Source organism: Ferrimonas aestuarii (assembly GCF_005116665.1).
Lineage (GTDB): Bacteria > Pseudomonadota > Gammaproteobacteria > Enterobacterales > Shewanellaceae > Ferrimonas > Ferrimonas aestuarii.
Genome location: NZ_SWCJ01000021.1, coordinates 12,240 through 36,016, shown reverse-complemented (window position 1 = coordinate 36,016; position 23,777 = coordinate 12,240). Strand labels below are relative to the sequence as shown.

Here is a 23,777-nt window from a genome sequence, read left to right as displayed (position 1 = left end):
AAGGCCTGCAGATGATGAGTATGCAGGCCTTTCGCAGGGAAATTATCGATCTCTGGCTCAACCTCTAACTTCATCTTCCGTTATAAAGTTGCAAGCTGTTCAATGGACCGTCGCCAATACGTTTTTCAGTACGACCGAGCCTGAAAAAGGGCATATAACAAGGCGCCAGCTATCGATGGGGTAAGAGTAAAATATCGGCAAAATTAAAGAAAGATTCTTCAATTAAAGTCGAGAGTCTTGCAGTAATTCTCAAACTTGCATAAGAGAATTTTAAATTCTGCAATTCTCATCATGCGATTAATTTATATGACTTTTTATAGGAAATTGTAGCGTTAACGCCTTGTGAATTCGACTGGGCATCTCCCAACGTGGCTCGTATACTAAGCGCGAATAAAACAGATAAGAGAGCAGAACCATGGCCCACACCTACCCCATCGGCACCCCAGGGCAACCCTGGACTCACACCGAACGTCTACAGTGGCTAAACCACACCAAAATCAAGCGCAGTTATTCGCAGCAAGTACTTCAAAAACTGGACGCCTTGCACGAGCAATTTGATGCGGTTCAATACGGAGCACTGCCCATCGATTCCGAACGCTACCCACTGTGGGCCTTTAAAACTCGCCACTGGGATTCGACCAAACCCATTGCGCTGATTACCGGTGGCGTTCATGGCTATGAAACCAGTGGTGTTCATGGTGCGATTCGCTTTCTTGAAAACAAAGCCAGCCATTACAGCAGTAAATTCAACATTGTCGTGGCGCCCTGCGTCAGCCCTTGGGGCTATGAAACCATCAATCGCTGGAACCCCAACGCCATCGATCCCAACCGCAGTTTCTATGTGAATAGCCCATCGGAAGAGTGCGCCTACCTGCTGCAATTCTTGAGTGAGTTAGAGGGGGAGATCCTACTGCACGTGGATCTGCACGAAACCACCGACACCGACGAACAAGAATTTCGCCCCGCGCTGGCCGCAAGAGATGGCAAAGACTATATCCCAGGCAGTGTGCCAGATGGCTTTTATCTAGTGGGCGATACCGAGTTGCCGCAGCCAGAGTTCCAGCGTCACATTATCGACGCAGTGAAGCAGGTCACTCACATCGCCCCTGCTGATGCAAACGGCAACATCATCGGTAGCCCAGTGGTGCAGCACGGCGTCATCAACTATGCCACCAAGGCACTGTTCCTGTGTGCCGGAATGACCAATGCTCAGTATGTCACCACCACCGAAGTGTATCCCGATAGCGCCAACGCGACCGATGAACAGTGCAACGCCGCTCAGGTGGCCGCGGTGACCTCAGCACTGGAGTTTGTAATGGGTCAGCACAACCTCTGATTCTGACAACAAAGCTCAGGCGCTGAGGCGACTCAGCGTCTTACTTAAAATGCTGCACTCGCTCTTGATAGAGTTTTTCCAGAGCTTGGTGCACACTCAGCTCCTGATCTCTTTCCATGTATCGTTTGACCGCATTCACCACATAACGGCGAGACTGATTGTGCTCTTTGGCAAACGCCCCACACAAACGCCCCAGTTCTCGTTCCAATGACGCCTGCTGCTGCTCCCGCTGCAGATGAAGAATGACCGCCTCTAAATTGTTGTTGTGAAGCTCGAGCCCTTGGGCCAATTTACCCTGACTCAAGCCATAAGTTTTGCTGGCGTGAACCAAGGCGGCTTTCAATCCTTCAAACCGCTCACCAAACACCACCACCGCCTGAGGTTTGATCTGCTCAACCGGGTAAACGGTGCCATCCACGTCATAGGGAAAGCCGGGGTAATTGCTGCGGCGGTGAGACTCTTGGCCCAATTGCAAACCGGCATCAATACTGTGCTTTAGGGAGAAATCCAGCTCTGCCAACTCGTCTTCACTCCAGCGAAGATACACATTGATGGCTTTCTGATACTTACGAGTTAACTTGGTGTGCACCACCTCTCGGCGCTGCTGCACCAAGGCCATGGTGCAACCTTTCAAAAGAGTTAGGCACTCTTTACAGCTTGGAACCTGAAGGTTATCCGCGCTTTGTCCATGGTTTGCATAAGCTCCCCAATGGTCCTGAGGCGGCGCAAAATCGGTCTCAGTGGCGATGCAGCCGCAATAGAAACAGGTGTGGAAGTGGGCTTCTGAGGCAGCTCTTAATTGGCGGTATCTGGGATCCAAAGGAAACAACGACTCGATTGCTAACACGTATAACGCCGATTTTAGCCCAGCGTCACCATCAAGATCGACCCTGCATCTAAAATGAAAACGCCCCTCATTAAGGGCAAGCCATCTTCATGACTGGAATAACCTTAATGAGGGCGCGATGAACAAGACTTGCGCCGCTCTGCTCAATCGCCATGTCACGATAAGCAGAGCGAAGTCCATGAGGATGGCTCAAGACTCGGTGGCTTTGTCTTTTCCTAAAGACAGCAGCCAAATGCATACTGCGGCGACGGCCACAAACCCCGACAAGATAATCACTGGCATGGCGGCATAACCCAAGACATGCCAGATGATCGACTCTAATGTACTCATAGTTGCTCCTACTGCCAGCCCTCAACGCCTTCCATATCCGGCAATTGGTGGGCGATGCCTTTATGGCAATCCACACAGGTTTTATCACCGGCAGCCAATGCGGTGGAGTGCTGCTTCACCGCACGTCCCCGCTGCTCAGAAAAGTCCATAAATTCAAAGTTGTGGCAGTTTCGGCACTCCCTTGAATCGTTGTTTTTCAGGCGGTGCCATTCCCGCTCAGCCAGATGGCCACGACGCGCCTGAAACTTCTCGTCAGTACTGATGGTGCCCATGGCAAATGCCACCAACTCTTTTGATGCTTGCACCTTACGCACAATTTTATCGGTCCAGTTGTGAGGCACGTGACAATCGGAACAGATCGCCCGCACGCCAGAGCGGTTCGAGTAGTGAATGGTCTCTCTGATCTCTCTAACGATGGGTTCATGGCAACCGGAACAAAACTGCTCAGTATTGGTGGCTTCCATTCCAGTGTTAAATGCCCCCCAGAACAGCAGCCCCCCCATGAAGCCCATAAACAGCACAACGCCTACCGCCGCTTTGCTGGGGGCGGTTAACCGCTGCCAAAAGACTCGTAATAATTTCATGTTCGCCCCTTAGTCCTGCGTTAGCGCAAGGCGTCCACTCGTTGAAATTCATTGTCGATTAAGGCCGTTGCATCGGCTTGCGGCACGTGGCATTGCAAACAGAAGTAGCGCCTTGGTGACACGTCGGAAAGCACCTGCCCCTCTCGGGTTTGGTAATGCGTTACGCTGATCTTGGTCGCGCCGGACTCCTTCGCATTCTTCCAACTGTGGCAAGACAGGCACTTATTGGCGTTCAGTGACATCTCGTAGTGGCGAATGGTATGGGGCACCAGCGGTGGTTGGTAGACGTAATCGCTCTCAATAGGCCCACTCTGTTCAGGGAAGTTTTTAAGAGGATCCGCCTCTCGGGTGACATCAAGTTCAGTGGCCCCTCGAAGAGAGTGCACCCCTCCGTTACCTCCTGGGTACTGGGATGGTTTTTCATTTGCGTGCAATGTGCCGCCAACAGCAAGTAGTGCTATCACAACGGCGAATGTGGATCGTTTCATGATGATTCTGCCTCTAATTTGTTGTTAGAAGAGGCTCGAGTTCGAGCCTCTCTGCGCCGTTACACCTTGATGAGCTTCACTGGACACTTCTTAAAGTCGGTCTGCTTGGACAGCGGATCCGTGGCATCCAAAATCAACTTATTGACCAAAATACGGGCATCAAAGAAGGGCACAAACACCAAACCTTCTGGTGGTCGGTTTCGACCTCGGGTCTCGACTCGGCAGCGAATCTCGCCGCGCCGAGACTGCAGCATCACCTCTTCACCACGGCGCAAATTGCGCTTCTTGGCATCTTCTGGGTGGATGTAACACAGGGCATCTGGCACCGCTTTATAGAGCTCCGGCACTCGGCGAGTCATGGTGCCGGTATGCCAATGCTCTAGAACTCGACCGGTACACAGCCACATGTCGTACTCGGAGTCCGGCTGCTCAGGAGCAGGCTCAAAGGGCGCAAAAATGATGTTGGCTTTACCGTCACCGTGGCCATAAAATTTAAAGCCCGCTCCTTTAGGCACATAGGGGTCTGAGCCTTCTGCGAAGCGCCACAATGTCTCTTTACCCTCGACCACCGGCCAGCGCAGCCCGCGCTCTTGGTGATAGCGATCATAAGGGGCAAGGTCATGACCATGGCCACGGCCAAATTCGGCATACTCCTCAAAGAGGCCTTTTTGAACATAGAAACCCTGCGCCTGAGCATCGTCATTGAGCTTTTGCGCCTCATGCAGTGGGAACTTGTCCACTTGGCCGTTTTTATACAGCACCTCAAACATCGTCTTACCGCGATATTCCGGCATTTGCGCCAGCAACTCTTCGTCCCAAATCTCCTCCATTTTGAAGCGCTTGGAGAACTCCATCAGTTGCCATAAATCGGACTTTGATTCCCCCGGCGCTTTCACCTGCTGATACCAGGCTTGGGTGCGACGCTCGGCGTTACCATACGCGCCCTCTTTCTCAACCCACATCGCCGTTGGCAAAATCAGATCCGCCGCTTGTGCGGTTGCGGTTGGGTAAGGGTCGGAACACACAATGAAATTGTCGGGGTTACGGTAACCAGGCAAACGTTCGGTATTGACGTTAGGCCCCGCCTGCAAATTGTTATTGCACATCACCCAGTAGGCATTGAGCTTGCCATCGTGAAGCATGCGATCTTGCAATACGGCGTGGAAGCCTGGCTTAGGTGGAATGGTGCCATCGGGCAGCTTCCAGATCTTCTCTGCAATGGCGCGATGTTTCGGATTGGCCACCACCATATCCGCCGGCAGACGGTGTGCAAAAGTGCCCACCTCTCGGGCGGTACCACAAGCCGATGGTTGCCCTGTCAACGAGAATGGACTGTTGCCCGGCTGACTGATCTTGCCGGTCAACAGATGAATGTTATAGATGAGGCTGTTGAGCCAAACGCCACGAGTGTGCTGGTTTACCCCCATGGTCCACAGCGACATCACCTTGATGTTGGGATCCGCGTACTGCTTGGCCATGGCAATCAATTTCTCTTCCGATACCCCAGACATCTGTGCCGCTTTTTCGACGGTGTACTCTGCCACCGAGGCTTTGTACTCGTCGAAATTCATCGGATTCATTTTGCCCACATTGGGGTTTTTGGCTTGCTTTTGAATGGGGTCGTCGTCGCGCAGCCCATAACCGATGTCAGTGGTAGCGCGCTTGAAGTTGGTGTGCTTGTTGACGAACTCCCAGTTCACCGCATCGTTCTCAATGATGTAATTTGCGATGAAGTTGGCGATGGCCAGATCCGTTTGCGGAGTAAACACCATACCGCTATCCGCCAATTCAAAGGAGCGATGGTAGTAAGTGGAGAGCACGTTCACTTTCACGTGCGGATTACTCAAACGGCGATCGGTGATTCGAGTCCACAACACCGGGTGCATCTCCGCCATGTTCGAGCCCCAAAGCACGAACACATCGGCGTTTTCAAAATCGTCATAGCAACCCATGGGCTCGTCAATACCAAAGGTACGCATGAAGCCACCTACCGCAGAGGCCATACAGTGACGGGCGTTAGGGTCGATGTTATTTGAACGAAAACCGGCTTTCATTAGCTTGGAAGCAGCATAGCCTTCCATGACCGTCCATTGGCCAGAGCCAAACATACCGACGCTGGTGGGCCCCTTATCTTTCAGAGCCGCCTTCCACTTTTCCGCCATGATGTCGAACGCCTGATCCCAACTGATGGGAGTAAAATCGCCATCTTTATGGAACTTGCCATCTTTCATGCGCAACATCGGCGTTTGCACCCGATCGGCGCCATACATGATTTTAGAGAGAAAATAGCCCTTAATGCAGTTAAGGCCTCGGTTCACCGGAGCATCAGGATCCCCTTGTGTGGCGACCACTCGGCCATCTTGACTGCCCACCAGCACCGAACAGCCAGTACCACAAAAACGACAAGGTGCTTTGTCCCAGTGAATCTTGGTTTGCGCAGAATTCACAATTAAATTGGTCGCCGACGCGGGCAGGGTTACCCCGGCAACTGTGGCAGCAGCGGCCGCGGCGTTCGCTTTCACGAACTCCCGTCTTGTCATTTTCATGAGTGATCCTCAGCTAAATTTTCGAAAGGTTCGATCTGGTGGTAAACCAAAAAAGTCATTAACACGTAAGGAAGGTTATTGATGGCATCGATGGCTTTGGTAACGCCGGTCTCCGTTGAGGTTTCCAGCACCACGACCAACTTACCGATGGCGTCTTCACCGTGGATTTCAGCCCCGGGCAGATCCAAGATCTGCGCCTTGACCACACCAAGGTGTTCAGGCTGAACTTGCACAACAACACTGGAGATATGAATTTCTTTCTGAGTCATGTCACTCCTTATGATCGCCCACCGAAATGAACTGGATTCATATCACTTTAAGTTAATAACATGTAACGAAAAAGCAAACCTGACATCAATACTCCTCAAGAGATAGATGAACGACGTCCATGATCAAGATCAACATTGAGACTTAAATTATAGATAAGCGCGGGGAATCTGCTTGAAGTAAGAAACTGCGAGAGGATTTGAATTAAATGCTTATTTTAAAAAGAAAAATGCGCCATAAAGGCGCATTTTTTATAAGAAGGTTCGAACTAAGGTTGTTTAGAACCAGGAAACCACCTGATCCATAGTGCGACGAGTTTTTTCAAAAGGAGGCTCGTCGGCTCGGTAACCCAAAGCCACCATCACTGCAGGTTGATACACCTTAGGATCGATACCAAAGTGCTGTTCCAGTACCGCTGACGTTTTGTCCATCTCAAAGCCTTCAATTGGGCAGGAATCGATGCCCATCAACGCCGCCACACTCATCACATTACCGGCAGCAATGTAAGCCTGCTTACCGGCCCAATCGGTGATCTGGCGCTGACCTTCAATCTTAAAATCATGCTCTTGGAACTTCTGGAACGCTTGATTAATAAAGCCAATTACATCGTCCGGAAGCTGCTTCACCTCTTTCATGAACTTCTGCTGATACTCAGAGTTATGAGTTTGATTAACGTCGGTGTGGGCGAGGAAAATCAAGAAGTGGCTTGCGGTACCCAACTGGCCGGCAGTGCCATTGAACGCACCATTGGCGCCCCAAGCGAAATCTCGGAACAGTTCGCGCTTTTCTGGAGTTTGTACCACCAGAATCTGCCAAGGCTCAAAACCAAAAGAGCTAGGGGAAAGGCGTGCCGCCTCCAAAATGGTGTTGAACTCATCGTCCGCAATCTTCTTAGCCGGATCAAATACCTTGGTGGCGTGACGGAAATTAAACGCTTCCAGAATCTTTGACTGCATCTCTTGGTTGTTGATAGCCACAGGCTTGTCTCCTAAAACTAATTCAAACGATAAAAGCGATACCGAGGTGCATAACCACAGAGCACCGCCCCATTCAATGTAGCGCAGCTTAACAATGCCGCATCATCAGAAAAAGGCCAACACAAACCAATCACTATGGACAATAATACCCACAATCATCCAGATAACAGGATCAAAAAAGCGAGCACCGATAGCTCGGAGCTCGCTTTCAAATTTCAGCTTAGATTACGCGCTAACGAAACTTACTCCTCGTAAGCGCTCATCGGCACACAGGCGCAGAACAGGTTGCGGTCACCGAACACATCATCGATGCGGTTCACGGTTGGCCAGAACTTGTTGTCCTTGGTCGCCTGAGTCGGATAAGCCGCCAGCTCGCGGCTGTATGGGCGCTCATCAAAGCTGCCATCCATGATGTCAGCTTGAGTGTGAGGCGCATTGCACAGCGGGTTGTTGTCCGCTGGCCACTCGCCACGCTGCACCTTATCGATCTCGCCACGGATGTTAACCATGGCTTCGATAAAGCGATCCAGCTCCACCTTAGACTCCGACTCGGTCGGCTCAACCATCAAAGTTCCCGCAACAGGGAAGCTCATGGTTGGCGCATGGAAGCCGTAGTCCATCAAGCGCTTGGCCACGTCCATTTCGGTAACACCGCTAGCCTCTTTCAGAGGGCGTAGGTCGATGATGCACTCGTGAGCCACTCGGTCATTACGGCCGGTGTACAGCACCGGATAGTGCTCACCCAGCTTCTTAGCCAAGTAGTTACCAGACAGCATGGCTACCTGAGTAGACTCCGCCAATCCACGATCGCCCAACATGGCGATGTACATCCAGCTAATCGGCAGAATGCTAGCCGAGCCATACTGAGCCGCAGATACCGCACCGTTGTTGTCACACTCAAAGCCCGGCTTCACTACCGCATGGCCAGCCACAAATGGCGCCAGATGCGCTTTCACGCCGATAGGTCCCATGCCTGGGCCACCGCCACCATGTGGAATGGCGAAGGTTTTGTGTAGGTTCAAGTGCGACACGTCAGAGCCGATGAAGCCTGGGGCGGTAATGCCCACCTGAGCGTTCATGTTGGCACCGTCCATGTAAACCTGACCGCCGTGCTCATGCACCACATCGCAGATCTCACGAACGGTCTCTTCGTACACCCCGTGAGTGGATGGGTAGGTGATCATGATGCAAGACAGACGCTCAGCATGTTCCGCCGCTTTGGCTTTCAGGTCGTCCATGTCGACGTTGCCGTCGTTGTCACAGGCCACAACCACCACTTTCAGGCTCGCCAGCTGAGCAGAAGCTGGGTTAGTACCGTGGGCCGATTGTGGGATCAGGCAGATATCACGGTGACTTTCACCACGGGACTCATGATAACCCTTGATGGCCAACAGACCGGCGTACTCACCTTGAGCACCGGAGTTTGGCTGCATGCACATGGCATCGTATCCGGTGATGGACACCAGCCATTCGGCCAAGTTATCCACTAAGTTACGATACCCTTGAGCCTGCTCTTGAGGGCAGAACGGGTGCATGTTGGCAAATTCAGGCCAGGTGATTGGCATCATCTCAGCGGTCGCATTGAGCTTCATGGTGCAGGAGCCCAGAGAGATCATGCTGTGGTTCAGCGCCAAATCCTTGCCTTCCAAGCGGCGGATGTAACGCAGCATCTCGGTTTCGCTGTGATAGGCGTTAAACACCTCATGCTTTAGGATCTCATCGCTACGCAGCAGCTCATCGCTGATGCCTGCAGCGGCAACGCCATCTAGGCCTTCCACGTCCAATTGCGATTCAGTAATCACTGCAAACAGAGTCTTAAGCGCCTCGATGGTGGTGGTTTCATCCAGAGACACGCCGAAACAGTTGTCGCCATCGTGGCGCAGGTTGATGCGAGCAGCTTGAGCTCGGGCCTGCAGGGCATCGGCATCGCTAACCTCAAAGGTCAGGGTGTCGAACCAGCTGCTGTTCACCAAGTTCACGCCTTCGGCTTTCAGGCCGTGGGCCAAGATGGAGGTCAGACGGTGGACTCGATCGGCAATGCGCTTCAGCCCTTGTGGGCCGTGGTACACCGCATAGAAGGAAGCCATGTTGGCCAGCAGCACCTGTGCAGTACAGATGTTGGAGTTGGCTTTCTCACGGCGGATGTGCTGCTCGCGAGTCTGCATCGCCATGCGCAGTGCAGGCTTACCACGGGTGTCTTTGGACACGCCGATGATGCGGCCAGGCATAGAGCGCTTGTAGGCGTCACGAGTGGCGAAGAAGGCCGCGTGAGGGCCGCCATATCCCATGGGCACACCGAAGCGCTGGGCGCTGCCCAGAACCACATCGGCACCCAGCTCAGCCGGGGCTTTCAAGGTCACTAGGGCCAACAGATCCGACGCCACACAGACAATGCCCTTCTTGGCTTTGATCTCAGCGGCGATGTCGGCGAAGTTGTTCACCGCACCGGTGTTATCAGGGTATTGCAGCAGCACACCAAACACGTCGTGATTGACGGCATCGGCAGCACTGCCCACCAGCACTTCCAGACCTAGATGCTTGGCACGGGTTGCCACCACATCGATGGTCTGTGGAAATACACTGTCGGCGATGAAAAACAGATTGGATTTCTTGTTTTTGGAGACACGCTTGGCCAGCGCCATGGCTTCGGCGGCAGCGGTGCCCTCATCCAGCAGTGAGGCTGACGCCAAATCCAGACCGGTCAGGTCCATGGTCAGCTGCTGGAAATTCAGGATCGCCTCTAGGCGACCTTGAGCAATTTCGGGTTGATACGGGGTATACGCGGTATACCAGCCTGGGTTTTCCAGCACGTTGCGCTGAATAACGTGAGGCACATGGGTGTTGTAGTAGCCCATGCCGATGTAGGAGGTAAAGACCTGGTTTTGGTTAGCAAAACGCTTAATGGCTGCTAGGGCATCCACTTCACGCTGGGGGGCGCCAATGCCCAGATCGCGATCCAAGCGGATCGACTCAGGCACAATTTGGGCAGTCAGATGTTCTAAATTATCGGCACCGATCTCATTAAGCATCGCTTGACGCTGGTCGGCAGAAGGTCCGATATGACGGGGAAGGAACTCATCACCATTAAACAGTTGGCTTAGAGTCTGTTGCTCTCTCATGTTGTCAATCCTTGTTATTCCGCCTAGGCAGGGTACCGGCGGATAAGAGGCAAAAGCCCCTCTAACGGGGGCTTTAATACGATTAGGCTTCTTCGATGTGCGCTTGGTAATCCTCGGCACTCTTCAGTGACGCCAGTTCGCCCTCGTCACTGATTTTGATTTTGAAAAGCCAGCCATCACCGAAGGGGTCTTTGTTAACCTCTTCAGGGGCATCTTCCAGTTCTTCGTTGATGGCAACGATCTCACCGGAAAGCGGTGCATAGATATCAGAAGCGGCTTTCACAGACTCTGCCACAGCACAGTCTTCGCCAGCATCAACGGTGTCGCCAACGTCAGGCAGATCAACGAATACCATGTCACCCAGCAGCTCTTGAGCGTGCTCAGTAATGCCCACGGTGTATACGTTGTCACCCTCAGGGCGGATCCATTCGTGAGACTCGGTGTATTTCAGGTCCGCTGGAATGTTGCTCATTGATTGTTCCCCATCAATTTTCTTAAAACGCTTGTTTGCCATTACGTACGAAGCAAGGCTTGATCACTTGGACCTGTACTCGCTTCTTACGCATCTCAACTTCAACTTGTTCACCGACGGATTTAGGCACTCGCGCCATGGCGATGGAGTAACCCAGTGTCGGAGAGAAGCTGCCCGAGGTGATCACCCCTTGCTGCTCATTGCCGTCGGCATCGGTGAAGAACACATTCAGGCCGCCGCGAAGCACGCCCTTATCTGTCATTACCAAGCCTACTAGTTTTTCGGTGCCCGCTGCTTTGAGATCAATCAAAGCTTGGCGACCAATAAAATCGCGCTCCGCCGGTTCCCAGGCGATGGTCCAACCCATGTTGGCCGCCAGAGGGCTGACGGTTTCGTCCATGTCTTGACCATAAAGGTTCATGCCCGCTTCCAGACGCAGCGTATCACGAGCACCGAGGCCAGCTGGTTTAACCCCTGCCGCCAGCAGCTTGTCCCACAGTTGTGGGGCTTGCTCAGAAGGTACCATGATCTCAAAGCCCGCTTCACCGGTGTATCCGGTAGTGGCAATAAAGAGATCGCCCGCCTGCACACCGAAAAATGGCTTCATGCCATCGATGGCCTGACGCTGAGCGTCATCTAATACCTCGGCGGTTTTGGCCACTGCGTTCGGGCCTTGAACGGCGATCATCGCCAGCTCTGGCAGTTCGGTAACGCTCACTTCAAAGCCTTCGGATTGAAGGCCAATCCACTCAAGATCTTTAACGCGGGTTGCGGAGTTCACCACCAGGCGGTAGTGGGTGTCGGAAAGGAAGTAGGTAATCAGGTCGTCGATCACGCCGCCCTGCTCATTGAGCATGCCGCCGTACAGCGCTTTACCGGAAACGGTCAGCTTGGCAACGTCATTCGCCAGCAGGCGACGCAGAAAGGCTTTAGCATCGGTGCCGGTGATGTCGACAACGGTCATATGGGATACGTCAAACATGCCGGCGTCGTTACGGACCTGATGGTGTTCCTCCACCTGAGAACCGTAGTTGATTGGCATGTCCCACCCGTGAAAGTCCACCATCTTGGCATTGGACTCCAGGTGCTTGGCGTAGAGTACAGTTTGGTTCGCCATTTGTGTTCCTTGTACTGGCTGGCCCCGATAGACTCGGGGTCTATTTTATGAGATTGGGCGCATTATACCCAACGCTTGCAATTTGTATACAATTTCACCGCAGCTCGTTGGTGCTTACGCCTAACGCCTGCTCAATAAACTTACGTTTTAAACCGGGAATGCGGTTAACCAAAGCCAATCCGATGTCGCGCATGCCCTTCTTGACAGGATGATCTCCTGCAAACAGCCACTTAAATCCAGACATGGCGGCGATCATCTCCTGCGCCGCGGCTTTACGCGGACGAGCATAACGCTGAAGCAGCGTCAGATCGCCAAGGTCGCGACCACTCTCCTGACCAGAGGCCAATACCTCGATCAGCAATTTGGCGTCCATCAATCCTAGATTCACCCCTTGGCCTGCCAGTGGATGAATGGTATGGGCGGCGTCGCCAATCAAAGCAAGGCGAGGCAACACAAAGTCACGGGCGTAACGCATGGTAAGAGGAATGGCGGCGCGTTCGCTGACCACCTCTAACTTAGATAGCACCCCTTCGCTGGCCAGCGTAATGGCGTCACAGAATTCGCTACCACTGCACTCAGTTAGCCCCTTGGCCTGCTCTGGCGGCAATGACCACACGATGGAGCACAGGTTATCCTCCGCTAACGGCAACAGTGCCAAAGGGCCTTCAGGCAGAAATACCTGACGAGCCACTTTGTCGTGACCGTGAAGGCTGCGAACCGTTGCCACCAAACCGGAATGGCCGTAGTCACGGAAGCTGATCGGCACGTTCATCTGCTGACGTAGCCACGAATTGGCGCCATCGGCGGCCACCAACAGGCGGGCACTGAGCATGCTGTCGTCAGCCAGCGTCAACCAAGCTTCATGCTCACCGAAGGCCACCGATTTTGGCGCCCCTAGGATGCAGCGAATCAGTTTGTGCTCAGATACCTGCTGCCACAAACCGTAAGCAATGACACTATTCTCGATGATGTGGCCCAGATCCGGCTGCTGATAGTCTTCGGCGGCAAAATCTATGTTACCTAAGCTGTCTTTGTCCCACACCTTCATGCCGGTATAGGCAGCGATACGGCTGTGATCCATACGTTGCCACGCGCCCAGCTCTTTGAGGAAACTCTCGCTAGCCCGATTGATGGCGCTGACTCTAAGATCAAACTCACCGGACGCGGGTTTCGGCTCCTCTCGGTCGATCAGCGCCACAGAGATGCCACACTGCGCCAAACCTAATGCCGCTGACATGCCAACCATGCCGCCGCCAACGATGGCCACTTGGACCGATTGTGCCATTACCACGTTGCACTCCTTTGATGATGTTGGCCCATGGTCTGCCGAATCAAGCCTTGTCCTAAGGTCGGCGCCAAATCCATGGCAAGTAGGCCCATATTGCGACCTAGCTGTAAAAATGGGTTGTTATTCGAGAACAGTTTCACCAAGCCGTGGGTCAAGCCCAAGGTGGTGTTCACGTCCGGCTGGCGCTGCTGCCAATAGTCGTCCAGTAGGGTAAATAGTCCGGGATCGGCCCCCTGTGCGCTCGCCAAGCATTCCGCCAAGGTTACAGCGTCTCTGAGCCCCAGATTAAACCCCTGCCCCGCAATGGGGTGCAGCGACTGGGCGGCGTTGCCCACGAACACCACTCGGTGATGGAAGGGCCGACTCAAATGGGTTCTAAAGAGGGGATAGTGATGTCGCTTACCGGCCCTTAAAATCTGGCCGCAGCGATAACCAAACTCCTGTTGCAGCGCTTCAATGAAGGCGGCATCGTCCATCGCCATGACCACATCGGCCTTATTGCGGTCACAAACCCACACCAAGGAATAGCGATCTTCGGTCATGGGCAGCAAAGCGATGGGGCCTTGATCGGTGAAGCGTTCAAATGCCGTGGTGCCGGGCTTGCTGGTTTCAAGGTTGCTGATGATGGCCGTCTGGCCATAATCATGGCGCTGAGGCTCAAACGGCATGGAAGCCAGCAGCGGCGAGCGACCACCATCGGCGCCAACCACCAGTTTGGCGCTAAGCTCAGCACCGGAGTTCAGGGTCAGATGCACCGACTCTTGCTGCTGTTCACAGCGGGCTAAGGTGTCTGGGCAAAATAGCTGAACCTCGGTGTCTGCCAGCTTGGCAAACAGGGCGGGGCCAGCCCGCTCCAATTCGATCACCTGACCAAGGGCATCAACCAGATGCTCATCGGCGTGCATCCACACTTGACCCATGTGGCCACGATCGCTCACCTGAATATGCTCGATCGCTTTGGCCATTGGCGCCAAGGTAGACCACAAATTCAGCTTTGATAGGCTCTGCACCGAACCCTGAGCCAGAGCGATGGCTCTGGCATCAAAACCAGGATGGCTCTGCGCTTTGGGCTCAAACGCCTCAATCAGAGCCACCTTATAATTGGTGCGCTGGCTGAGGGCCAGCGCCAATGTGGTTCCCGCCATGCCGGCACCGACAATGGCAATATCCACCTGTTGCATGTTTTACCCCGCCATTAAGGCTTCGATCTCATCCAACTCTTTGGCCACTGCGGCAGTCAAGTTGCGATGGCCGGTTTCGGTAACCAAGATGTCGTCTTCGATGCGAATGCCGATGCCTCGCCATTTCGGATCCACATCCGCATCTGGGCCGATGTAAAGGCCCGGCTCGATGGTCAGCACCATGCCTGGCTCTAGCGGCCGGCTGCGATCCGGTGTGTGATAGTCGCCCACGTCATGAACATCGATGCCAATCCAGTGACCTAAACCGTGCATGTAGTAGGCTTTGTAGGCCTCCTCTTCGATGAGGGTTTGCACCTCACCTTCCATGATGCCCAGCTTCACCAGGCCACCCACCATGATCTCCAGCACCTTCTGGTTGGCTTCCTTAATCGAAACCCCAGGCTGAATCATCTCGATGGCGGTCTTCTCTGCTTCCAGCACGATGGCATACAGTTGACGCTGGGCTTCACTAAAGCGGCCATTTACCGGGAAGGTACGGGTGATGTCTGCGGCGTAGCCTTCCAACTCGCAACCAGCATCGATCAGCACTAAGTCGCCGTCTTTGAGTTCGCTCTCATTTTCGGTGTAGTGCAGGATACAAGCGTTGTCGCCGCCACCCACAATGCTGTTGTAAGCCATAAAACGAGCGCCTTGCATGGCACACTCGTGAGCAATTTCCGCTTCCAACTGGTACTCAAACAACCCAGGCTGACAGCGCTGCATGGCTCGAACGTGGGCCTTGGCAGAAAGCTCACCGGCGCGAGCCATCACTTCTATTTCGGCATCAGATTTATGCAGACGCATCTCATGAACGATGCTACGCAGATCCAAAGTCTGGGTCGGCGCTTTGAGCTTTTTCTTAGCGCCGTTACGCAGCGTGGTCATCATGGCGTTAACGATGCCATCACCACGCTCACATTGACCCGGCAGATACGCCAGCGTGGTGGCACCATTGACCAACTCCGCCAGCGTTTGCTCAAGATCATCAATGCTGCGGGCTTCATCCACCATCAATGCTTGCGGTGCCGCGTCTACACCTAAGCGGCGACCATGCCAGATCTCTGCCAGCTTGTCGGTAGGGCGAACGTAAACAATGGACTCAGGAGACTGGCCCGGACGCAGCAGCAACACCGCATCCGGCTCATTGAAACCGGTCAGATAGAAAAAGTCGCTGTTTTGGCGAAAGTGATATTCAGTGTCATTGGAGCGAGTGCACTCTTGAGCGGCAAACAGCAACGCCACACTGCCTTGTGGCAGGGCTTCCATTAACTGTTTCCGATGCTGGCAAAAATCCTTGATTTCCATCTGCCTTAGGTTCCTATTGTTATCGTTTTTATACCGATCTGATTGGGGTCATTGGTCAATGTAATACGCTGGCACAGCAGGTTCAATCAAGAATTTTCTCGCCCCCTCATACACATTGGTGGCAGATTGAACCAGAGTGAGCCTGCTTTAGCTTGCGTTCATGAACAGAGGTTTTATCTGATTGGGACTAATGTATGGTCTTGTCATCAGGGAGAGTGCCAAACTCCAGTAAGCATTTCCAGCAGGTATCGATGACGTGCTCTTTAAGCACCTCGAAACCTTCTAGGTTCTCGGCACTGTCATCAACGTCAAACTCCACGTTAGTAATCTCACGCAGATCCCCCAGCATTTCACCCAGCTCGCCTTTGGTATTGGCAAAGGTCGGTTGCAACTTGGCTAGGCCTAAGAAGAAGCTTTGAATCCACTCAATTAAGGCTTCCAAGCGCATGGCCAAAGATTCGTCGTCATCCGGCAATAACAGCTCGAACCCCTGCTCCGGGTTTTCAGACAATGCCTTATCAATGCTGCGATACAGATCCTTGGTTACCCCTTCCAGATCGGCATCAAAAGGTTTGCCGTCATTGGTCAACTGCAGGAAGGTTTCTTGCCAGCCTCGCTTATCAAAACGAATGCCGCCACATACCATGCCGGTCATCAGTCCATGAAATTCGCTGGGTAGCATGGTCAGGCCAGCTTTCTCTAAAGCGCTTTCCAACTTGCTAAATAACAAAGGAGAGTTCGATTTCATCAGAATGGTGTCCTAGAAGAAAATTAGCCTAATGCTATCACGCGCCAGAATGGGCTCCAAACCTACTCAGCAATTGCTGCTGTTTCCACCATTGGCTCAGGAAAACCGCGAATAAGCTTACTGAATTTGCATTACCCGCCCTATTCAGGCATAACAGCCTTCAAAGCTCCATTGAGCACTGGCTAACCCTCTGAATCTCCGGATATCACATGAGCTCGAACACCATAGAAATCACGCTGCTGGATAAGGTCTACACCATCAACTGCCCTGAGGGCGAAGAGGCCACACTCCAACATGTCAGCCATCTGCTGAATCAGCGTTTTCTCGAACTCAAACAACGGAATGGCCTACTTAGCCCAGACAAAATTGCGGTCATGGCTGCGCTGAACTTGACCCATGAATTGATGCAGAGCCAGTCACAAATTCAACAAGAGCAACAAGTTACCGCCAAGCGCATTGAGATGCTGGAACAGACCATTGCCCAAGCATTGGTCAGTCGCACTGAAAATGCTTCAAAACGGTTGAGATAAGCCTAACCTCGGCATAGACTGGAGTTACATCAGAGAGGCAACCCAAGCGGGTTCTCCTCGATGCTGAATCTATGCTCCCTGAGATGTTCGCCAGTAGGTTATGTCCCTGGCCGATGCTAAAGATCCAAGGGATTGTTGCTCACTGCTATTGCGCATGCTTGGCACGTACCAAGAAGCCTACGGTAGAGACAGCAGTTCCGCCCTGAACCTACGGTTCACGGGCTTACACCTGCAACGGCATCTTCGGGGAGCGCCCTTCCCCCCGCTCCCATTTTGTTCTAGCCTGTCGCTAATCTTTGCCTTAAAACTCAGAGCGATATGGACTTCCGCCAGCAACTAAGAAACCAGCTTCGCCAATCTCGCCGAGCGCTTACCGTTTCCGATCAGCAACAAGCGTCGGTCGGGATAGCCGCATTACTCAATCAGCATCTTGGTGACTCACCAATTAAAGGCTATGTGGGTCTCTATCTGGCTAACGATGGCGAACCTAATCTGCGCTCTTGGGCTCACTGGTTGTGGCAGCAACAGATCCCAACGGCCTTACCCGTTATGCACCCATTTAGCCGCAACCATATGCTGTTTCAGCACTTTGATCAGCGTACCGAACTTAGCCACAATCGATTTAAGATTCAGGAGCCCTGTCTCAATAAATGCGCCATGGTGTTGCCATCACAACTGGAACTGATTTTGACGCCGTTGGTGGGGTTTGATGGCAAAGGCAATCGTTTAGGAATGGGAGGAGGATTTTATGACCGCTATCTGGCCCACTGCCCTCAGGCCATAAAAATTGGCGTCGCCCACGATTGTCAGCAGGTCGACGCCATTCCGGTAGAGCCTTGGGACATCGGGCTCAATTACATTGTTACGCCCACACAGTGGTTAGAAATTGTAGCTTAGCATCAACGTCAGCAAGTTAGCGTAGGTAGACTCCCCCACCGACTGTGGCGGCATCACGAACTGCCCCTGATTACCATCGAAGGCTTCACTCCACAGGTATTCCGCATTGATAGAGAGGTTGTGCATCATATCGTAACGCACACCAAACATGACCGACTGCGACTGACGCCATTTCCAGGTGTGCGCGTACATGACATAAGGGTGCCAGCGATCCAAATTCAGCGCCGACGCGATGTAGCCGGTGTGCTGATTCTCATCTTTCTCAAACTCCGCCCACAACTCCCAAGTATCAAACTCGTAGCGACCACCTACGGAATAAGCATTGAGCTCGGCTTGAACATCATTAAGGGTGTAATCGGCAAACAGATAAGAGGCATTAACGACATAGTTGGGCCCATTTAGCTTGATACTAAGGCCGGTTTGAACGTCGGTCTCAATCTCAAAGTCCATCACACCTAGGTCAACATCTTCATGGTTATGGCGGCCGTAAAATGGTTGAACGGAGAGCTGCATCTCATCATTGATGTTGTAGCTATACAGAAAATCGATGCCATTAACCGAGTTCACCCCCAGCATGGCGCCATAAACCTCTAATGGTGGGCGAGCCCATGGATAACCGTTGCCCACATAAAAATACTCAGATGCCACGAACATAGGCACCCTCAGGCGGCCACCTCGCACTTCGAGGTTATCACTGGGTCGCCATCCCACATAGGCCCACTCCAAACTCGGATCGGAAAAGGTATCTTGCGGTCGCTTGGCCACCTGAACCGAAGACCAGATGCTATCGGTTAAACTCAAATCCAACTGCAAGCCAACGGTGGTGTCACAGTCATAACACCAGTCATCTTCAAACTGGTACAGGGCATATAACGGCACGGAGTTATCGGTTTTGGTGGCCGAGACCGAGGCAAATCCACTTAAAGACAAACGATCTTCGATCAATTCAACTGCCGCAAAAATAGGGCTGCTCGCCAACATCAGGACCAGCCAAAATAGATAGCGTTTCATCGGCCTGCTCCTTGTTCAATATCTAATATCACTTTGGCACCTGGGGGAATCTGCTCCCTTGAGACATACGCAATCCCTCGAGGATTATCTTGAAGCCACTGACCTAACGCCTGAACCGTCGCCTCATCTAATGATTCGGGTGGCTTTCCTTTGCCAGAAAACGCCAAACGCGCCCAGCGGCTGTTAATTTGAGGAATGGATTTTTTAAGGAAGGATTTATAGAAATCTTGTTTCTCATTGCTGCCTTCAGGCCAATCAAGCAGTACCACGCGCCCGAAATCGTCAATGGACTTCAGCTTTCCCAAATAAAGCATTTTGGCTTTGCTTTCGCTGATGGCAGGCATGTCATTGTTCATGCTAACAAGCACAAAGTCTTGGCCAAAGGCATGGCTATTAGACAACCACCCCATAAACAGCAGCGCGCACAGCAGGCATCTTTGCCGCAATCCGGTCATTTTTAATCATCCTTGAAAAGCAAAAACTGCAATCATTGCTAGGCTTTAAGAGCTTAGTATAGAAACTCCTGCAAAAATTGCCGCTTTGAGAAGGGATGCTCAATGACCATAGATCTGTCGTTACGTTCGCGTATCCGCATGCTGGTAGCTGTACCGATTCTATTTTGTTCCATCATCTTTGGCCGCTACCTATTGTGGCAGTATCAAGAGCTGCAAGATCTCAAGCAGATCAATTCTCGCTATCAGTTGCTGTCTGAGTATCAACTCGCCACCAAATCCATCGACAAACTTAGGCAAGGGTTTGTCACCGAAGTGGGCCTGAACAAATTGGCAACCCTACTGTCAGAAAGTCACCTCGCCAGCAGCCATCTAGGCGATACTCAGTTTCAAACCCTGATGCAAGAGAGCAATGGCGATTACAGCATGCACCTCGAAGAGTTGGAGATGCTTCTGGGAGAACTGCCAGACAGTCAAGCGGATCACGACACTAAATTAGAGTGGCTGACCTTAGTCAATGATTGGCAAACCACAGGGCTAAGATTGATTGAGTCGCTGCCAGTAGAGGTAGAAAATCGAGAGATTCGCGAAGGCATTCAGGCTTATCATAGCTTGCTGTTTATGCAGGAATACGCGCGGGAAGAGCAAGCGATCGTCAAAGATATTCTGGTCACCAACATCCTGGAAGAGGAGTACCGCTCTCGCCTGCTGGAGCTGTCACTATTGCAACAATCGGTATTGGAAAAATACCTAACTATTTATGCCTCTGAAGCACAAATAAACCTCTTGTTAGAGGCATTTACCAATCCCGCCTTTACCCACAGTAATGAACTGCTTCAGCAAATTCTTAGCGGCGAAATTGGGGTATTAACCAACAAAAGCCTGAATGACGCCGACACCCGCATGGCGCAGCTAGACATGGTGCTCAACCAAGTTCGTCAAGACATCTTGGACGCCGCCAGCGTCACCTACAAACAGAGCCAAACCAACTTCATCAGCAACATTGCTACGTTAACCGTAATGATGCTAGTACTGGCTTGGATGGCAATTCGGCTCTCCAAACACATTCATCAGGGCATCCATACCATTGGCTCAACCATGAGTCAGGTGGAGCACACTCGGGATTACCAAACCCGAATTAGTCTACCTGGACGAGATGAGCTCACCCAGCTCAGCGATACCTTAAATCGGCTGATTCAGGAACGGGGGGAGTTTGAAGCCACATTGATCGACGCCAAAGAGGAGGCGGAGAAAGCCAATCACGCCAAAAGTATCTTCCTAGCCAATATGTCCCATGAGATTCGTACTCCCCTCAACGGCATCATTGGCATGACCGACATCCTAAATTCCACCACTCTGGACGGCGAACAGCGAGAGTACCTACACACGGTGCAAAACTCATCCAGAGCACTGCAGTCGATCATCAACGACGTGCTGGATCTCTCTAAAATCGAAGCTGGCAGTTTGGTGATCTCACCCATCAAAACAAAGCTGGCAGAACTGTTTTATGAAGTGGCTAGTGTCATTGCCCCCAAGGCGATGGAAAAGCAGATCTACTTTGATGTGGACTTCCCAACAGACATTCCGGCTCAGGTGATGATCGACGGCCATCGTCTCAGGCAGGTGTTGCTCAATCTACTGTCTAACGCAGTAAAATTTACCGCTGAAAACGGCGAAGTAATCCTGTCATGTCGCGCTAAGGTCACCCCGGATAACAACGTTACTCTGACCCTATCAGTCAAAGACGATGGCATCGGTATCGATGGCGACAAATTGGAAGACATCTTCCACCCATTCAAGCAAGAAGACGGCTCCACCACCCGAAAATTCGGTGGCACAGGGCTGGGACTGAGCATCTGTCGCCAGCTCACTGAACTGATGGGTGGTGAGATTCTCGTTACCAGCCAAAAAGGCCAAGGCAGCTGCTTTACCGTGAAACTTAAGTGTGAAATCAGCGAGCAACACCCAATCGTCAATGCCAAGCTCAAACACACCAAAGCCCTATTGGTAGACAGTCACCCTAAGTCATCGCTCCTATACCAGAACGAGCTCAGTCGGTGGCAGATTCAAGTTACCCATGTCGATACTTTGGCCGCGGCGGCCAGCCACCTTGAAGACACCTCTCACTCCTATGCTTTGGTGATCGTCCGCTACTCTATGCTGGATAAGGGAATTGAAACCTTGAAGTCCCTGTTGGAACGAACTGGCAGCAACACGCCGGTTTTGCTTCTCAATGATCTCTCCGCAGGCGTCACCCTTTCGAGCATCAAATCCCCGGCCCAACTTCTGATGGCGCCGATTCGAGGCGAGCGACTTGAGCGAAACCTCATTAAATTGCTGCAGCAAGCAGAACAGTCCGATAAGCCGAAACCAACGCCACAACGCCGGGTTACCGACAATCCAGAACCCGGCACATCAAGCTTCCCTGAAATCAAAGGACATCTGCTGTTGGTGGAGGACAATAAAACCAATCAACGGGTCGCAGAGATCATGCTAAAAAAGGCGGGATATAAGATCGACGTGGCAGACAATGGTCAAATAGCCACCGAAAAGGTGTTCGACAAAGAGTACGACCTGATTTTAATGGACTGTATGATGCCAATCATGGATGGCTTTGAGGCCACCCGTCAGATTCGTCACCTTGAAGAGAAACAGAAGCGTCGCCGAGTACCGATCATCGCGCTGACCGCCAGCGTTTTGGACGATGATGTGCGCGCTTGCTACGATTCTGGAATGGACTACTACGTCCCAAAACCCTTTGATAAAAATCAGCTTTTAAGCGCAATCAGCCGTCTTAGTAACGCAGAAGAAAGGGCCTTAGTGTAATTTTTTTAAGCTAAAGGCTTGAAACCAAAATACGCAGCCCCATCTATTAATTGTCAGCCGAGGATGCTCAAGAGAGGTCCAAGGCGGCAAACCAATTATCTATTTTTGTTGCTCAATTGAGGACAGCTATTATGCGTACTATTGATTTCGCCCCCCTATACAAAACTGCCATTGGTTTCGAGCGTTTCGCCAAGCTGATGGATGAAGCCCAGCGTGCGGAAAACCACAACGGTTACCCCCCATACAACATCGAACTGCTCGATGAGAACAACTACCGCATCACCATGGCTGTTGCCGGGTTCAGCGACAGCGAACTGGAGATTGAGGTGGAAGGTGACACGCTGCGCATTGACGGCACCAAAGCCAAAAATACTGAAGAACGTAAGTTCCACTATCAAGGCATCGCCGAGCGTAACTTCAAGCGCCGCTTCAAACTGGCCGACCACGTTAAAGTGCATAACGCCAGCATGGAGAATGGCCTACTCCACGTCGACCTAGTCCGTGAAGTGCCAGAAGCAATGAAACCGAAGAAGATCGCCATTAGCGCCCAAGGTCGCTTAGTCGAAGGCTGAGCAGCCTAAAACTTCTCATCATCATTCTCAGCAAAGGCTGCCTTCGGGCAGCCTTTTGCTATTCTGAGAACAATAATGCCAATTTGTGGCGCAAAAATAATCACGGAAGGTCAACAGCCTCTGATACTGCCGTAAAACAATCGCCCTAAGTGAGATCGCACCCCGATGCCAATCCACCGAAGCTTCCGGTATAATTTCGGTCAGAATTCAAGGAGATTACCCAAATGACACAAGACGAACTAAAGAAAGCCGCTGGCTGGGCTGCTCTAGAGTACGTGGAAAGCGGCACCATTGTTGGTGTGGGCACCGGCTCTACGGTAAACCACTTTATCGATGCCCTAGCGACTCGCAAAACTGAGATTGAAGGCGCGGTATCCAGCTCCGAAGCCTCAACGGCGAAAATGAAAGCCCTGGGTATTCCAGTGTTTGATCTGAACAGCGTTGACGCCCTGTCTGTTTATGTTGATGGCGCAGACGAGATCAACCCAAGCATGGACATGATCAAAGGTGGCGGCGCAGCACTGACTCGCGAGAAGATCGTTGCCGCCGTTGCCAAACAATTCATCTGCATCGCCGACGAAACCAAAACCGTTGACGTACTGGGTGAATTCCCACTGCCTGTGGAAGTGATTCCAATGGCTCGCAGTTACGTGGCCCGTGAAATCGTGAAATTGGGCGGCAGCCCGGTATACCGCGAAGGCGTGGTTACCGATAACGGCAACGTGATTCTGGATGTATACGACATGAAGATCACCGACCCGAAAGCTCTAGAGATCAAACTCAACGCCATTGTTGGCGTGGTGACCAATGGCCTGTTTGCCGATCGCGGCGCAGACGTGCTACTACTGGGCACCAAAGATGGCGTAAAAACCATTAAATAACTG

Annotated in this window: 22 protein-coding genes and 1 other RNA gene; 7 read left to right on the top strand and 16 right to left on the bottom strand. The window is 52.2% G+C overall.

Going from position 1 to position 23,777, the window contains the following annotated elements; all coding sequences use genetic code 11:
• Positions 1 to 415: 415 nt before the first annotated feature.
• Positions 416 to 1,336, top strand: coding sequence for a M14 family metallopeptidase (locus tag FCL42_RS18990; RefSeq protein WP_136865011.1), 921 nt, complete (start codon positions 416 to 418; stop codon positions 1,334 to 1,336).
• 40 nt (positions 1,337 to 1,376) lie between these two features.
• Here the strand turns inward: FCL42_RS18990 and FCL42_RS18985 are convergent, their stop codons facing one another.
• The 14 genes from FCL42_RS18985 to FCL42_RS18920 all read right to left on the bottom strand — a co-directional run bounded on the left by FCL42_RS18985 (position 1,377) and on the right by FCL42_RS18920 (position 16,605).
• Positions 1,377 to 2,183: a hypothetical protein gene (locus tag FCL42_RS18985; protein WP_136865010.1), complete on the bottom strand. Its 807-nt coding sequence runs from the start codon at positions 2,181 to 2,183 to the stop codon at positions 1,377 to 1,379.
• Positions 2,184 to 2,372: 189 nt separating this feature from the next.
• The gene (locus tag FCL42_RS18980) at positions 2,373 to 2,513 is read right to left on the bottom strand and encodes a TIGR02808 family protein (protein ID WP_136865009.1); all 141 of its coding nucleotides are present in this window, start codon (positions 2,511 to 2,513) and stop codon (positions 2,373 to 2,375) included.
• Positions 2,514 to 2,521: 8 nt separating this feature from the next.
• A complete protein-coding gene (locus FCL42_RS18975; protein WP_136865008.1) occupies positions 2,522 to 3,097 on the bottom strand; it encodes a NapC/NirT family cytochrome c in 576 nt (191 codons plus the stop codon).
• Between the two features lie 20 nt (positions 3,098 to 3,117).
• Positions 3,118 to 3,588 carry a nitrate reductase cytochrome c-type subunit gene (locus FCL42_RS18970; protein WP_407644383.1) on the bottom strand — a complete coding sequence of 157 codons (471 nt, stop codon included), beginning with the start codon at positions 3,586 to 3,588 and terminating at the stop codon, positions 3,118 to 3,120.
• 56 nt (positions 3,589 to 3,644) lie between these two features.
• Entirely contained in the window at positions 3,645 to 6,131 is a 2,487-nt protein-coding gene (gene napA / locus FCL42_RS18965) for a periplasmic nitrate reductase subunit alpha (protein WP_136865006.1), read from the bottom strand.
• Positions 6,128 to 6,400 carry a chaperone NapD gene (locus tag FCL42_RS18960; RefSeq protein ID WP_136865005.1) on the bottom strand — a complete coding sequence of 91 codons (273 nt, stop codon included), beginning with the start codon at positions 6,398 to 6,400 and terminating at the stop codon, positions 6,128 to 6,130. Before FCL42_RS18960 ends, napA begins: the two co-directional genes overlap by 4 nt.
• A gap of 276 nt (positions 6,401 to 6,676) precedes the next feature.
• Positions 6,677 to 7,375, bottom strand: coding sequence for an NAD(P)H-dependent oxidoreductase (locus tag FCL42_RS18955; protein ID WP_136865004.1), 699 nt, complete (start codon positions 7,373 to 7,375; stop codon positions 6,677 to 6,679).
• Between the two features lie 242 nt (positions 7,376 to 7,617).
• Entirely contained in the window at positions 7,618 to 10,494 is a 2,877-nt protein-coding gene (gene gcvP / locus FCL42_RS18950; RefSeq protein WP_136865003.1) for an aminomethyl-transferring glycine dehydrogenase, read from the bottom strand.
• Positions 10,495 to 10,576: 82 nt separating this feature from the next.
• Positions 10,577 to 10,966: a glycine cleavage system protein GcvH gene (gcvH, locus tag FCL42_RS18945; protein ID WP_136865002.1), complete on the bottom strand. Its 390-nt coding sequence runs from the start codon at positions 10,964 to 10,966 to the stop codon at positions 10,577 to 10,579.
• A gap of 22 nt (positions 10,967 to 10,988) precedes the next feature.
• Entirely contained in the window at positions 10,989 to 12,083 is a 1,095-nt protein-coding gene (gene gcvT / locus FCL42_RS18940; RefSeq protein ID WP_136865001.1) for a glycine cleavage system aminomethyltransferase GcvT, read from the bottom strand.
• Positions 12,084 to 12,177: 94 nt separating this feature from the next.
• Entirely contained in the window at positions 12,178 to 13,374 is a 1,197-nt protein-coding gene (locus FCL42_RS18935; protein ID WP_136865000.1) for an FAD-dependent oxidoreductase, read from the bottom strand.
• Positions 13,368 to 14,552, bottom strand: coding sequence for a 2-octaprenyl-6-methoxyphenyl hydroxylase (gene ubiH / locus FCL42_RS18930; RefSeq protein WP_205729300.1), 1,185 nt, complete (start codon positions 14,550 to 14,552; stop codon positions 13,368 to 13,370). Before ubiH ends, FCL42_RS18935 begins: the two co-directional genes overlap by 7 nt.
• Positions 14,553 to 14,555: 3 nt before the next feature.
• On the bottom strand, positions 14,556 to 15,857 hold the full coding sequence (gene pepP, locus FCL42_RS18925; protein ID WP_136864999.1) for a Xaa-Pro aminopeptidase: 1,302 nt from the start codon (positions 15,855 to 15,857) through the stop codon (positions 14,556 to 14,558).
• 187 nt (positions 15,858 to 16,044) lie between these two features.
• Positions 16,045 to 16,605, bottom strand: coding sequence for a UPF0149 family protein (locus FCL42_RS18920; RefSeq protein ID WP_136864998.1), 561 nt, complete (start codon positions 16,603 to 16,605; stop codon positions 16,045 to 16,047).
• Between the two features lie 209 nt (positions 16,606 to 16,814).
• On the opposite strand from FCL42_RS18920, the gene FCL42_RS18915 reads away from it, so the two are divergent.
• The 3 genes from FCL42_RS18915 to FCL42_RS18905 all read left to right on the top strand — a co-directional run bounded on the left by FCL42_RS18915 (position 16,815) and on the right by FCL42_RS18905 (position 18,032).
• Positions 16,815 to 17,135, top strand: a complete 321-nt coding sequence (locus FCL42_RS18915) for a cell division protein ZapA (RefSeq protein WP_136864997.1) — start codon at positions 16,815 to 16,817, stop codon at positions 17,133 to 17,135.
• A gap of 72 nt (positions 17,136 to 17,207) precedes the next feature.
• Positions 17,208 to 17,389, top strand: a non-coding RNA gene (gene ssrS / locus FCL42_RS18910) — 6S RNA.
• Positions 17,390 to 17,453: 64 nt separating this feature from the next.
• Entirely contained in the window at positions 17,454 to 18,032 is a 579-nt protein-coding gene (locus FCL42_RS18905; RefSeq protein ID WP_136864996.1) for a 5-formyltetrahydrofolate cyclo-ligase, read from the top strand.
• Here FCL42_RS18905 and FCL42_RS18900 read toward each other — a convergent pair.
• Both FCL42_RS18900 and FCL42_RS18895 read right to left on the bottom strand, forming a co-directional pair.
• On the bottom strand, positions 18,015 to 19,043 hold the full coding sequence (locus FCL42_RS18900) for a hypothetical protein (RefSeq protein ID WP_136864995.1): 1,029 nt from the start codon (positions 19,041 to 19,043) through the stop codon (positions 18,015 to 18,017). The genes FCL42_RS18905 and FCL42_RS18900 overlap by 18 nt on opposite strands.
• Complete coding sequence (locus tag FCL42_RS18895) at positions 19,040 to 19,498, bottom strand: hypothetical protein (RefSeq protein ID WP_136864994.1); 459 nt, start codon at positions 19,496 to 19,498, stop codon at positions 19,040 to 19,042. The genes FCL42_RS18900 and FCL42_RS18895 overlap by 4 nt, the downstream gene beginning before the upstream one ends.
• A 102-nt stretch (positions 19,499 to 19,600) precedes the next feature.
• Here FCL42_RS18895 and FCL42_RS18890 point away from each other — a divergent pair, with 102 nt between their 5' ends.
• The 3 genes from FCL42_RS18890 (at position 19,601) to rpiA (ending at position 23,774) form a co-directional block, all read left to right on the top strand.
• Entirely contained in the window at positions 19,601 to 22,321 is a 2,721-nt protein-coding gene (locus tag FCL42_RS18890; protein ID WP_136864993.1) for a hybrid sensor histidine kinase/response regulator, read from the top strand.
• Positions 22,322 to 22,452: 131 nt separating this feature from the next.
• Entirely contained in the window at positions 22,453 to 22,893 is a 441-nt protein-coding gene (locus FCL42_RS18885; protein ID WP_136864992.1) for an Hsp20 family protein, read from the top strand.
• Between the two features lie 224 nt (positions 22,894 to 23,117).
• A complete protein-coding gene (gene rpiA / locus FCL42_RS18880; protein WP_136864991.1) occupies positions 23,118 to 23,774 on the top strand; it encodes a ribose-5-phosphate isomerase RpiA in 657 nt (218 codons plus the stop codon).
• Positions 23,775 to 23,777 lie beyond the last annotated feature (3 nt).